Below are 13,619 nucleotides of genomic sequence, written 5' to 3' on the forward strand. Positions count from 1 at the left end.
ATCATTGTGTCCGTCACGGACCAGCCTTGATGCACAATTTAGCGTTTTAACCGCATTTTGAGGTGAACTGCCATCGCTGGCATCATTACCCGATGATGAACTAACATAGACGATAATGCTGTCCCTGCCAGGAATTAATGGTGTGAAGCCATTTTCATGCTCAGTTGTGGAAGTTGAATTATATTCAGTAGCTGCCTTTAAATACAGGTTTCCCAATTGAAACCCATTAAAGATAGCAACTATTAATATTGAATAGAAGGCAACAAAAAAGAAAAACTTATGGCGTATAACGCTAAATACAAATTTGCAATTAATTCTACTTATATTTATTCTCATTGTTGTAAAACCATTCAACTATTCCGCCTGTATTCTCAATGCAAAGACTCGATCCTGTGCATGAAATTCTATTTTTCAAGGTTCCCTTTCCCCATAATAATTTTATAAATTCTTTCAATATTAACATCTTGGCCGAATTCTTTCTCGATCCACTTTCCTGCCTCATTGACTAACCTTTTTCTAAGGTCATTTTCTGTCAGGATTTTTTTAAGATTCATATACAGTGATTCAACATTTTCCGGTGGAGAGAGCAGTCCTGTCTTTTCATGCTGTATCAGTTCAGGAACTCCTGTTATGAACGTAGAAACAACGGGCACATGATGCGCCATAGCTTCCATCAATACAACGGGTATGCCGTCGGCATCCCCGTTTTTATCCTGTTTACATGCCAGCGCAAATACATCAATGCTTTCTAACCATTCAAAAACAAGATCATGGCGCAATGCGCCTTTGAACTCGACCATATTACTAATTTTCATGCTTTCAGCAAGAAGTTTAAGATTGTTCAGCAGCGGACCGTCTCCGGCAATTTCCAACCTGAATTTTATGCCTTCCTTTTTCAGAAGGGCACATGCGCTGATCAGAATATCCATACCCTTTTTCTCGACCAATCGTCCAAGACTGCCGATGACAGGAACAACATTTCGCTGTTTATTATCAATTCCATGAACCGGTTTAACCCCGCAACGCACAATACTGATTTTTCCCGGATTGATCCCCTTTGATATGAGGAAGCGCTTGTTGTACTCGGATATAGTTATCAATCTTTTGGCCCTGTCGGCCTTTTCTTTTAGAAGCAAGCCCCTTTCAAAAATATCATTGGCATGTGCCGTGAAGGTAAAGGGAATTCCCGCCAATCCGGCAGCATACATGCCAATCTGGGCAGGAACGTTAGCAAAGTGAATCTGAAGGTGAAAGATTTTATTTTTTTTTAATTGATAAGCCAGATAGCTACCAATAAAAAAATGATAGACAAGCTTTATCCAATCCAATGAAAATTTTTTTAATGAAAATATGTCATGTAAAAGCTTGGCAGCTGTTATTATAAAATTCCTAAAATTAGTTATCAGGTGTATTACAGGAAAAAGAATAAATTTATATTTTGGCAGATTATATAGATATTGCGTCCTGCTCAAAATACTTCTAGCATTGGGTTCTTCAGCCATAACGACAGGATAATGAACTGAATAAATAAAGACATTTAAATCTTTTTCTTCAAGCCCTAATATTTCATTGTATACAAAGGTCATGGAAATAGCCGGTATCTCCGGCCCCAGGTAGGCAATATTTTTCTTATGGCTGGAGTGGTTATTCATTATATTCTCATATTTCCTAAATTACTCATGTGACAGTCATAAAGTATCTTTAAAAATCCAGCAATTTTTGCAAGTTAAAAACAATTGGCCAATGTTTAAATGTACTATATTTTGCAATTTTCTCTTCGAAAAAAAGTATATTCAATTAGTCTTCTGTTATAGATGATAGATTTGAAATTGAGTATTTTCTAATTATTTTTCTTTTATAGAAAAAATTTGTTCGTCACTTGACGAAGAGCAAAATATTACGTATATTCATCTGATTTAATTTTTTAATGGTTAGCTGATTTTATCAGCTAATTACTATTTTAATTGAAATGTATAATAAAATTAGAAGCAACCAGTTTTAGCTTTCATTCAAAGATTGAGGTTTTCCAAAAAGGATAAATCTTAAAAACATTAATATGGTTTGCTGCAATTTAAGGAAGAAATATTATGAAACGAGCCAAAAATAGAATAAATAGAATGCTTCTTTTTATTATAATCTACCTACCCATAATAGTATTTGCCAATAATAGCTGTTACTACTTGCGGGATTGGCAGGTTTCAAGGATAGGGGAAAATGGTCCGATTGACATATCGGTAAGCACTTCAAGGATAAGTGGCGTTGCCCCCCTGTCCGTTTTTTTTGATGCTACGGGCACTGAGGGGCTTGGATATACTAATGAAGGATTTTTCTCTGGCGGGGCAAATTACATGGATGCCACCTTTGCCTGGGATTTTGATGCAGATAATAATGATCCGTCTGGAAATTATGAAAAAGCCAGCGGATTTGTGGCCGCTCATATCTTTGAGCAACCCGGCACTTACCGGGTACACCTGGATGTCTATGATTCCACGGGAGAAACAGCATCGGAAGATATTACTATTACTGTTTCTGCTTTCATCGGTACTACGTATTATGTAGCTAGCGCAGCGAATGGTGGGTCTGATTCAAATCCCGGGACCATAGCTGAACCATTTTTAACACCTGAACATGCACTCACCGGCCCTCACATGCAACCCAATACAATGATACTATTCAGAAGAGGTGATACATTCTATACGCCCCATTTCTGGGTCTGGGATTATAACGGACCTGTTATTATTGATTGCTATGGCAATCCTGCTGACGATAAACCTCTTATCTACTCAACTGAGGCAAACGGTGCTTACGCTACTTTCTCTCTATATACCGATGACTGGCGTGTAATGAATCTAGCCGTACAATCCGGGGGATCAACTTATAATAGTGGCACCCGTTATCCAACCGGAATTAACTTTGGAATTAATTCAAGCCACAATCTCAAATATAGAACAGAAGAGTATTCTCTTGGCAACTTACCCATGTCTCCTTCAGGCAATTATAATACAATCGCCGAATGTGAGTTTTATAATGTCAATGGAACCGGGTATACAACCACTTCGGACGGTGATGTCAATGATGGCAATGCAATTATCGGGAATTGGGTGTATGACAAAACAGGAGATGACGAAGAACATGTCTTCCGTTTACAGGGCGGCAGCCGTTATTTTATTGCAAACAATACTTTTGGTCCAAATATTTTAGTTAATTATGATGCAACTACTATAAGAGGAAATTCAGAAAAAGTCGTTATCTATAAAAACAGGATGGAAGGCTGGATACAGGCCATCTGGCCGCAAAACCGGGATTCTGCCAGTGAATATCAGCATCATTGCATAATGGATTCAAATTTAATTATCGGTCAGGGTTTGTATGATGGTGATCGACAAAGCGCAATTGCAATACGAGCAAAAGATATTGTGATCAGAAATAATATTATTTATAATTATCAATACGGGGTCATGATTAGCGATGATACGGTTGTTGGTCCTTCTCAAAGAATCAAGGTGTATAACAATACTTTTATAAACCCTGCTGCAAATGATACTTTTAAAATCGTAAATGTCGACGAGGCCTGTTACAATATTGATATTAAAAATAATTTAATGTTAGACATTGCCGGGGGTAATCCTCTAAATACCTCTTTTCTTGAAGTTACAAGAGGCAGCATTTTTAATGGTGAATCAGATTATAACATGTTTTATGGAAGCAGCTGGGGGGTGAATCCCAACCTATTTAGCGGATCGACTTTAGCCGTTTGGCTATCTTCTACAGGCAATGATCGAAACAGTTCCATTGCCGATCCTCAGCTTTTAAGTACAGATTATAGTAACACGAATTTCTGCAAACCTCAGGCCGGCAGCCCGGTTATAAATGCTGGTGGATTTACTCCAAATGCACTTGATTATAACGGTAATTTGAGGGACAGTTCCTGCGATATTGGCGCTTGTGAATATTATTAATAGGAAAAGCATTAATAGAATTTCATAAATAATTGATGAATTTTCCGGCATCGAGTAGATCTGGGAAAGTAAAAGAATATTCAACTTGATAAAAGGTCCTCATAAAGCCGAGGGCTTTTCCAGTTCATACAAAGTGTCGCCGTATCTATTTAATCTTGTATCCAGCGGTATAATTATTTACAGCAAATAGTTCATTGCTTTTTAAAAAATTGTAACAGAAAAGGTATGTTTTTTGCCAACCACAACTTATTGGAAAAACTGCGTAATGACGCCCCTATTTTTGTTTGACAGCATAAAAGCGAGTTTCTACCTATATTTAAATGCAGATACAAAAAACATAAAGCAGTCTATTTAAAGGGGAAATAACTATGAATAAAATTTTTCAAAAATTGAAACGTAGTAGAATAATTAACATGATTTTCTTCCTTATCATTTCCTGCCCCATATTATTATTCGCTGGCAGTTATGGTCCAATTAATAAATCAAAGACTGCAAACAGGAATAATCCAATTATTATATCAGTAAGTATGTCCAGAGCAAATGGAATTGCTCCTTTGTCTGTATTTTTTGATGCGACAGGAACTTCAGGTCTTGCTAATGATGGTTTTTTTTCAAATAATGCAGCATATATGGATGCTACTTTTGCCTGGGATTTTGATGCAGATAATAATGATCCGTCAGGTAAAAATGAAAAAGCCAGCGGGTTTTTAGCCGGTCATGTCTTTGAAAAAACCGGTACATACCGGGTCCGCTTAACTGTTTATGATGCTGCCGGAAGGACAGCATTCAAAGATATTAAAGTTACAGTTCCCGCTTTTAGCGGAACGACTTATTATGTAGCTAGTGATGGGAGTGACTCAAACAATGGGTTAACCATGGATACTCCTTTTTTAACACCTGGTCATGCCTTGTCATCATTTATTCTCGGTGCTAATGTTAGAGTCTTATTTAAAAATGGAGATACTTTTACTATATCTAAACAAGTTACGATATCAAATGAAACTGGACCAATAATTATTGGAGCATATATTGATCCAAAAAATTCATCATCAAATAAACCTATTATACATACAAGCGCTGTTGATTCTGATTGGGCAACAATTTATTTTTCAAAGTGTAGCGATATTCGAATAATGGATATAGCAACCAGGGCAATAGCAGAAAGCAGCGAAGGCCCACGTTATCCTTTTGGAATAACATGGAATAATCGTTGTACCAATATGCTCAAATATCGAACTGAAGAATTTCAAAATGGCGGTATAGCCATGTCTCCTAATGGAACGTACACTACTATTGCTGAATGTAAATTTCACAATACTACACAAACGGGGTATACATCGAATACAGAAGGCGATAATGATGGAAATGCCATTATTGGAAACTGGGTATATGATAAGAATGTTGTTGATAAATCAAATGAAGAACACATTTTTCGTTTGCAAGGCGGCAGCCGTTATTTTATTGCAAACAATACTTTTGGTCCGAATATTTTAGTGAATTATGATGCAACCACCATAAGAGGAAATTCAGAAAAAGTCGTTATTTATAAAAACAGGATGGAAGGCTGGATACAGGCCTTCTGGCCGCAAAACCGAAATTCTGCTAGAGAATACCAACATCATTGTATAATGGACTCCAATTTAATTATCGGTCAGGGTTTGTATGCTAATGATCGACAAATGGCAATTGCAATACGTGCAAAAGATATTGTTATAAGGAATAATATTATTTTTAATTATCAATTTGGAGTAGGTATTGATAACGACAGGGTTGTTGGTCCTTCTCAGAGAATAAAAGTATATAACAATACCTTTATAAACCCAACTGCTAAAGATACCTTTAATAGTATATTTGTGGACACTGCCTGTTCCAATATTGATATTAAAAATAATTTAATGTTAGACCTTGCTACGGGAACTTCTCTCACTTTTCTGGACCTTAGGTCAGGTTCTACTTTTAATGGAAAATCAAATAATAATATGTTTTTTGGGAGTAGTTGGAAGAGAAATCCTAATTTATTTGATGGGAAGACTCTAGCAACCTGGCAATCTTCTACCGGCAATGATAAAAACAGTTCCATTGCAGACCCTCAGTTTTTAAGTACAGCTTATAATAACGCAAATTTCTGTAAACCTCGAGCCGGCAGTCCGGTTATAAATGCTGGTGAATTCACTTCTAATGCCCTTGATTTTTACGGCAAATTAAGGGATAGTTACCACGATATTGGCGCTTGCGAGTATTAATAACAGGCAGGACCATAAAATAATCTCATATATAATTGATGAATTTTCTAAAGTTTATTAGATATAAGGAATTTATATTGAATAAAAAATGCTTAGATTCAACAATTAAGTGTGACCTTTCTTTAAAAAAAATGTTCTGTGGGTGTTGAAAAATCAAGCCGTTTCCGAGGGTATCAGAATTCAGGGGTACCCTCTCCCCGAAATAGGGATTGACCAGCTCGGATATGCACCTCCCGCATGGGCATTAAACCATGTTCGATTTCAACAAATACCGGTTCTTCCGATTGTTTTCCCGTTTGCGTCCCCATAAGTTTCGTTTCCCAGTTCGCGAACGATGAAAAGGAGATGTTGTTGCGACGGCAGTATTCCGTCTGACTCATACCGCTCACTTCCCAGCTTACCACATGGCTACGCCAGTATTCCCGGTCGCGTCTCTGGTATTTTCTTTTGTCCTGCATACGGTTCCTCCATTTTTCAAAATAGAGGAACCGTAGCATGCTGCTTCGATTTTTACAAGGTGGGGTTGTTTAAACGGTTATGTAAGGTTTCATCGCGAAATGGATTTTTCCCCTCTAAAATCCGATATGCTATTGCTGAAATAGCGACAAAAATGATTCCTGATAGAACAGCAAAGGGAATATTGTATAAATATTCACTACTTAAATAAGGACGGAGTATAAAGTAGACAATGTAACAAAAGCAAGAAGTAACAACAGCCTGAAGCCAGGCGTTAAGTATGATTTTAGTTGAAAAATTAAATCTGAATTTCAATAAAATGCATTCCACAATTGTCACAAAAACAAAAACTAAAGCAACAGTAGCGGAACCACCGTTAAGACCTCCGTAGTGAATAGAAAAAGGTAACAAAATAACAAGTAGCACTAAGCCGCAGAAGTAGGCTATTGTTTCAAAGATTGGACGTCCCATAGCAAAAAAAGTTATTCCGGTAACTGACGATATCGTGCGAATGATCCCAGCTAGTCCAATCCAAAACATGGAAATACAAGAGGGCTGGTAACGTGGATCATATAAAAGTCGAATAATATCTTGAGCAAATAAGGAAAGAGCCATTGAAAGCGGGACCATTATTGCGATGAGTAATGTTATTGTCCTGCGGTAAATTCTCTGCACTCTCTCCAAGTCAGACTGAACAGAACTAACAGCTGCCATATACGATTGCGACAGCATTTGAACGCAAAAAGTAGCCAACAAACCGCCTAAATTATGTCCAATATTATAAAATGATACGTCATCCATTCCCAGCAATTTCCCCATCATTAATACACCCATCTGATTGACAAGCACTGTTATCATGGTATTCAAAATTATCTGTTTGCCGAAGTGTATCAATTCGCGCCCTACAGCTTTATTCCATGTGAATGAAGGCCTGTATTTAACAACAAGGTAAGATGCAAACACTTTCAAAATATTCGAAACAATATAGCCAATTGCCAATGCATACACAGATCCCATTGCTATGGCTAAGACAATAGTAGTAATCAAACCTATTACTTGAGTAGAAATCTCCATCATCACCTGTTTTTCAACCTGAAACTTCTTGACAAGTAAAGGTAAAGCTGGATTTAAAAAACCATAAACAATTTGGCTGGAGGCCATTATAAGAAGAATCCATGTTAGCTGAGGCTCCTTATAAAACAGTGCCGCAGGCCAGGCAAGTGCGGAAACCACAAACCACAAAATAATCCCCCGGACAATACTTACTATCCAGGATGTATCTAAAAATTCTTTTTCAGCGCCACGGGGATTCTGAATGACAGCGAGAGAAACACCCGTATCAGCAAATAAAGAGATCATCATGATTACGACATTGGCAATTGCTATCATTCCGAACGCTTCAGGAAATAAAATTCGGGTAAGAACCAGATTCCCTGCGATCCTAATAACATTTCCGGCACCCTTACCAGCAATACTCCAAAAGGCTGCCCGGATAGTATTAAACTTCAGTGAATAGGTATCGTATTTAAATAGTTTTCTTATTATTTCCAGATTCATTTGTTACTCCGGTATGATCAAGTGTCACGTGGAAACGGTTTGTGATTGGAAGGACAAATAGAAGAATCTCAAAAAAAAGCAAAGCATTTTCTTGTATTCAGCATATTCAGAAAAGCTGTATCTATCAAAACAAATCATATTTAATATTGCTTCGATTTCCCTTATTGAATAGCGTGTCTTTTTCGAGCTCCTCACGCATCTTAAATATTTTTAAGTTTATATATCATATCCCTGCAGTAAACTGCTCTCAAGGCTTCTGATTATAATTGGTTTAAAATACATTCTCATAGGCCAACAATGTCGAAACATTCGTTTTTAATAGATCAGGTTTTACGAAAACGACGACGAATATCCTCAATTAGCTCAGGAAGTGGATCAGCCCAAAGATATTGAGCCCATTTTTTAAGACTTCCTTGTTTAATGCTTATGCCTCGACCTGTTATCTTTCTAACTAAAGCCGCCAATGATATTGGCAAATATGGACAATCACCAACGACAGGTAGTGACGGAATAATTGATTGTTTGGTGAATATCTGGATACCAAGATATGGAAAATTCAACCCCATTGCGGTTGAATAATCAAGAGACCCCCAAAAGCGAGGATTAAATTCAATAAATTTTACTCGACCATCTTTATCATCAATCCTCAGATCGATATGTCCAACTCCGGTGTATTTAGAGCGCTGAATCAATTCTCTACAAATTGCTGCAACATCTTCATTGACTAAGTACCGGATTAAACCTTTTTGAGAGTTGATTCTTTGCTGAATGCTCCAGGCGATTATATTCCCATCCTCTGACAAAACATTATAATCAATGTCCTGTCCATCGATATATTCCTGGGCAAGAATTGGCAACCTATTTTTATTTTTAAGCTCTTGTATAGCCGATTTAAAAGCAGAGAAGTTATCTATCTTTTGAATACCAATACTGCCGGCACCAATTAGTGGTTTAAGCAGAACAGGAAACCCTAATTTTTTCAGATCAAAGTCTTCAACCTTTGATATCAACTGGTATTCAGGTTGTGGAAGATTAAACTGATTTAATAATTCTGCAAAATTCCATTTATCATGAAGTTTATCAAAGAGATTCAAATCCGGCCCTGGATACACCCTTGCTCCCTTCAATTGATTCCTGCATTTGATCAACATTCGAGTTGTATCCCCATCAGTGCCTATCAGCACATCAATTTTCTTTTTCCTAACAAAAGAATTGACTTTTTGAAAAAACTGATCATCACCTTCTTCCAGAAATTTTCTTTTTGTAAAAAAGCCTACATGGCAGTGTTTAGAAAATAGATGCATTGCGAAACGATCATGGCCTACAACATAACACTTAATTCCAACACTGCTTAAGGCTCTGATAACATGCAGGGCTTGCTGTGAATGAAGGGTAAATATCAACACACGTTGAATTTTTGCGTCCGAGTTGGTGTAGCCTTCCATAATGTGCTCCAATTATTCTTGTTATACTTATATATATTCATTATAGTAATCTGGAACTATCATATTTTTCTTATTTTTCTTCTACTCCTTTATTTAGAAGAAAAACATACCAAAAAAGTAAAGTCAATAAAAATTACATTTCTGAAATCATGAAATATTTTCCCCCCAAACACATTAATTATCGTTTCATTCTTAATCTCCTGTATTATATACTTTATTTTTGCAAGAGATTTTCCCTCAATCAGTGGTACTTCTTGGGGGGGGGCAGGTCACTGATAATAGGAACATCGATTGCTGCAATCAATTTAATCCACAACACATTATGAAGATTTTATATAAGTGTACGCCTTATACAAAAACAATCATTCAAAACTATAACTATTTCTTTTTAAGAACAAGGAAACTTTCCAATAAGTCGTGTATTTTCAAACAAGACTATTTTTTTATAAGAACTTTCATTGTCTCAATAATTGTTTTCTTAAAAGGCATCTTGCTCTCCCCCCCCTTGAAATCATAACGCAGGCAAAAGGGCACTTCTAAAAATGTTGCTCCGTTTTTTGCGCATACCGTTAACAGTTCGACCATACAGGCAAAGCTGCGCGCTGTAAGCTGAACCGGTCCAACCTTTTGAACGATCCTGGACGAATAAGCCCTGAAACCACAGGAATAATCACGTATATTTTCGATTCGGCCGAACATCCTGAACAAAATAGACATGCCAAAGGAAAGCATCTGCCGGAATTTCGTAACCCCCATTATCATGCTTCCTGTTTGATAACGTGATGCAACTACCACATCGTAACCCTCCCTGAGTTTAGAAAACATTGGGAAAAAGGTAAGCGGATTGTGAGAATTATCTCCATCAAGAAGTCCAATTCCCAATACATCTTTATCACTCACATACTTCTGCGCATCCTTAAATGTTGTTTCCAGGACGCCAACAAGCCCTTTATTAGGATCATGCCTAATCATCGTCACAAAATCATGCTTCTTGATGAAAGACTGGGCATGCTCAGCCGTGTTATCCGTGCTTTTATCGTCTACCACTATGGCATGTACATCAATACCTATGCCAGTGGAGCAGTTTCTCAACTCCTGTATGTTCTCAAGAAGGGGAATGATATTCTCCTCTTCATTGTAACAGGGTATATAAATGTAGAACTTTTTCAATTTCATATTCTTCTCCCTTATTGTAGTGCCGCTGATATTTTTCTTGTTAGATACAACATTACTTTTTTTCATAAATTTTCATGTCCGTTTGAAAATAAGATATAAATATCTGGCTGGTATTTAAGTTCCACTTTCCGGATTTCTCCAGAATTTCCTGGTAAGTACTGTCAGCAAGTGGCTTTTCCCCATTTTTTATCCGATCTGCGATATCCGAGGCACCGATAGCCTCTGTTCGAAGCAGCATAATATATGCTGAATTGATTTCAGAAATGCTTGCTTCATTTTTTAATTCAGGAAATTTTTTTAACAGATGGCGGGAATTTTCACTGGGCATCAGCATATACTGGCTGATTTTTGATTCATAGGTGTATTGAATCGGAAAACAAACCGCTGCATTTCCTTCATGAATAACTGCCACATTTTCAGGCCCGAGTTTCTGTATGTATTTATCGATCGAAGAAAAGCGGGAGTGAGAAAAATAAAAACCATTCACAACAAACTGAGAAGCGGCAAAAACACTGGCTCCTACAAGCAATATAACCGCTGCCACCTTAAGTATTCCGGAAAAACGGAATGTAACGGTCAACGAGGATGAAAGAAGAATCATAAGCCCGGGTATGATCCAGAGGTTGTAACGGGTCTCAGTGACCAGAGGCGAAACAAAAATTCTGCCAAGAACTATTACCATAAAACCTCCGATCAAAGCCGTCAATATGGCATCTCTTTGTCTGTTCTCACTCCCCCTCCTTAATAGAGAGAGAATTAATAGTGTCAAGAATCCAAGTGTGGCTGATATGACAGCGAAAATTGAAACTGAGGTTGTTGGATGAGCAACCTGGCGATAGAGCAGTCTCACTATTGCACGAATATTGCCTTCATCTGTCCCGCCTACCTTGCTCCCGAGATTGCCAAACATCGTGAGCAAAAATGGCACAAGACCTGCAGCAGAAACTCCAACCAATGCTATTGCTATAAATACAGGTTTTAAAGATTTCCCCTCTTTCCAGACTTCTGCAAGAACTGCCAGCAGTAAACTCCCTGCCAAGAGCAGGCCAAAAAAATGCGAGTACGTTGCAAGAATTGAAACTACTATGATGCCTGTCAACCACCTGTTTTGATTCTTTTGAGATTGATCGAAATAACGTACGAGGCAGTAAAAGCCGCAGGCCGATAGCAATAACAAGCAGGGGTATACGCGTATATTCACAGCCTGCTCTACTACATTGGGAGATAAGGCAAATAAAAAACCTGCCAGCAGTCCAGATTTGAATCCAAAGGCGATTCTTGCCGTCTCAAAAACCACGACAACAGCAATGCTGACAACAACCAATGCAAAGCTTCGCATTGACAGTTCGGTCAATCCGAATATGGACGCCCAGAGCATCTGCAGCCAGTAACCCACTGGTGGTGCATTATCGGGTGGAACATTAAAGTGGTGAAATTTCCCCGTCAGCCATCCAATTATTTCGATAGGACCCAGGGTCAAACCACTGAGAACAGTTGTTTCATCAGTCCATAACGATTCGCGAGGCAAAAACAAAACTGCAGGGACCAGGAGTGCGAGAACTGGCAGAATTGCCCCTGTAAGCGGAAATCGAACAAAGAAGGAACTGATTGTCGTGAACTTGTTCATATCCTTTTTCCCAGACACAGTTATTACCGGGAACCTATTTCCGATACAATTACATCAATGATACGTTCGCTTGCTTTTCCATCGCCATAGGGATTGACACCATTTGCCATTGAGGAATAGGCCGCCGAATCAGTCAGCAACCTATTGGCTTCATTTACAATATTATCGCGGGAAGTTCCCACGAGCCTTGCCAGTCCTGATTCGATGGCCTCGGGACGTTCCGTTGTATCGCGGGTCACCAATACGGGCTTATGAAGAGAAGGGGCTTCCTCCTGGATGCCGCCGGAATCGGTAATAATAAAAAAGCAATGGTCCATCAGCGATACAAAGGACAGGTATTCGACCGGTTCGATTAGAAAAACTCTCTCCTCATCTTTAAGTATTTCATTGACGGGTTTCCGTACATTGGGGTTGAGATGAACTGGGTAAACAATAACAACATCATTGTGACTCCTGGCTATATCGCGCAAAGCCAGACAGAATTGTTCAAAAGGTTTCCCAAAGCTTTCCCGCCTGTGCCCCGTAACTAAAATCATACGTTTATTTTGGATAGTGCCAAGATCGAATCCATTAATTAGGGTTTTGCTCCTGTCTATTTTTTCCCGGCTGAGCAGCAAGGCATCGACAATTGTATTGCCGGTGATATGAATGTGTGATTCGGGAATTTTCTCTTCTATTAAATTTTGAGCGGCTCGTTTTGTAGGCGCAAAACACCATTTACAGATAGGATCGGTTAAACGGCGATTTATCTCTTCCGGCCACGGGGCATCAAAATTATATGTTCGGAGCCCTGCTTCAACATGGCCGACGGGAATCTTTTCATAATTCGCAGCAAGGGCGGCAAACAGGCACGTTGCCGTATCTCCATGAACAAGAACAACATCGGGCTTAACTCTTGCCAGCGCCTCCTGTACTTTAACGATCAATCGGGCCGATAATTCCGGCAGCGTCTGGTTTGCCTGCATAATATTCAGGTCAATGTCAGGTTCGATCGCAAATATTGCCAGTGTCTCGTCGAGCATCTGACGGTGCTGGGCAGTTGCTATCAGAATTACTTCTATCCGGCTATCAGCTTTCATTTTTAAATATACCGGCGCCATTTTTATTGCTTCCGGACGGGTTCCGATAACTATCGCGATCTTTAATTTATTCATTT

General features: G+C 38.5%; 9 protein-coding genes. 2 read left to right on the top strand and 7 right to left on the bottom strand.

Annotated features, from left to right (window positions below; translation table 11 throughout):
• Positions 1–404: 404 nt before the first annotated feature.
• Positions 405–1,652, bottom strand: coding sequence for a colanic acid biosynthesis glycosyltransferase WcaL (locus CVV44_05520; GenBank protein ID PKL39681.1), 1,248 nt, complete (start codon positions 1,650–1,652; stop codon positions 405–407).
• 435 nt (positions 1,653–2,087) lie between these two features.
• On the opposite strand from CVV44_05520, the gene CVV44_05525 reads away from it, so the two are divergent.
• Both CVV44_05525 and CVV44_05530 read left to right on the top strand, forming a co-directional pair.
• The gene (locus CVV44_05525) at positions 2,088–3,959 is read left to right on the top strand and encodes a hypothetical protein (protein PKL39682.1); all 1,872 of its coding nucleotides are present in this window, start codon (positions 2,088–2,090) and stop codon (positions 3,957–3,959) included.
• 368 nt (positions 3,960–4,327) lie between these two features.
• On the top strand, positions 4,328–6,202 hold the full coding sequence (locus tag CVV44_05530; GenBank protein ID PKL39683.1) for a hypothetical protein: 1,875 nt from the start codon (positions 4,328–4,330) through the stop codon (positions 6,200–6,202).
• Between the two features lie 173 nt (positions 6,203–6,375).
• Here the strand turns inward: CVV44_05530 and CVV44_05535 are convergent, their stop codons facing one another.
• The 6 genes from CVV44_05535 to CVV44_05560 all read right to left on the bottom strand — a co-directional run bounded on the left by CVV44_05535 (position 6,376) and on the right by CVV44_05560 (position 13,617).
• Positions 6,376–6,660, bottom strand: coding sequence for a hypothetical protein (locus tag CVV44_05535; GenBank protein ID PKL39684.1), 285 nt, complete (start codon positions 6,658–6,660; stop codon positions 6,376–6,378).
• Between the two features lie 52 nt (positions 6,661–6,712).
• On the bottom strand, positions 6,713–8,215 hold the full coding sequence (locus tag CVV44_05540; GenBank protein PKL39685.1) for a hypothetical protein: 1,503 nt from the start codon (positions 8,213–8,215) through the stop codon (positions 6,713–6,715).
• 323 nt (positions 8,216–8,538) lie between these two features.
• A complete protein-coding gene (locus CVV44_05545) occupies positions 8,539–9,660 on the bottom strand; it encodes a hypothetical protein (GenBank protein ID PKL39686.1) in 1,122 nt (373 codons plus the stop codon).
• Positions 9,661–10,095: 435 nt separating this feature from the next.
• Positions 10,096–10,902 carry a hypothetical protein gene (locus tag CVV44_05550; GenBank protein PKL39687.1) on the bottom strand — a complete coding sequence of 269 codons (807 nt, stop codon included), beginning with the start codon at positions 10,900–10,902 and terminating at the stop codon, positions 10,096–10,098.
• A complete protein-coding gene (locus CVV44_05555; GenBank protein PKL39688.1) occupies positions 10,889–12,481 on the bottom strand; it encodes a hypothetical protein in 1,593 nt (530 codons plus the stop codon). Before CVV44_05555 ends, CVV44_05550 begins: the two co-directional genes overlap by 14 nt.
• 5 nt (positions 12,482–12,486) lie before the next feature.
• Positions 12,487–13,617 carry a UDP-N-acetylglucosamine 2-epimerase (non-hydrolyzing) gene (locus tag CVV44_05560; protein ID PKL39689.1) on the bottom strand — a complete coding sequence of 377 codons (1,131 nt, stop codon included), beginning with the start codon at positions 13,615–13,617 and terminating at the stop codon, positions 12,487–12,489.
• Positions 13,618–13,619: the final 2 nt, after the last annotated feature.

It is taken from the genome of Spirochaetae bacterium HGW-Spirochaetae-1 (genome assembly GCA_002839375.1).
Classification (GTDB): Bacteria; Spirochaetota; UBA4802; order UBA4802; family UBA5550; genus PGXY01.

Bases quoted from the DNA above. Each gene is read 5' to 3' on its own strand.
- CVV44_05535 (PKL39684.1), bottom strand. From the start codon at position 6,660: ATGCAGGACAAAAGAAAATACCAGAGACGCGACCGGGAATACTGGCGT.
- CVV44_05520 (PKL39681.1), bottom strand. From the start codon at position 1,652: ATGAATAACCACTCCAGCCATAAGAAAAATATTGCCTACCTGGGGCCG.
- CVV44_05550 (PKL39687.1), bottom strand. From the start codon at position 10,902: ATGAAAAAAAGTAATGTTGTATCTAACAAGAAAAATATCAGCGGCACT.
- CVV44_05540 (PKL39685.1), bottom strand. From the start codon at position 8,215: ATGAATCTGGAAATAATAAGAAAACTATTTAAATACGATACCTATTCA.
- CVV44_05560 (PKL39689.1), bottom strand. From the start codon at position 13,617: ATGAATAAATTAAAGATCGCGATAGTTATCGGAACCCGTCCGGAAGCA.
- CVV44_05525 (PKL39682.1), top strand. From the start codon at position 2,088: ATGAAACGAGCCAAAAATAGAATAAATAGAATGCTTCTTTTTATTATA.
- CVV44_05545 (PKL39686.1), bottom strand. From the start codon at position 9,660: ATGGAAGGCTACACCAACTCGGACGCAAAAATTCAACGTGTGTTGATA.
- CVV44_05530 (PKL39683.1), top strand. From the start codon at position 4,328: ATGAATAAAATTTTTCAAAAATTGAAACGTAGTAGAATAATTAACATG.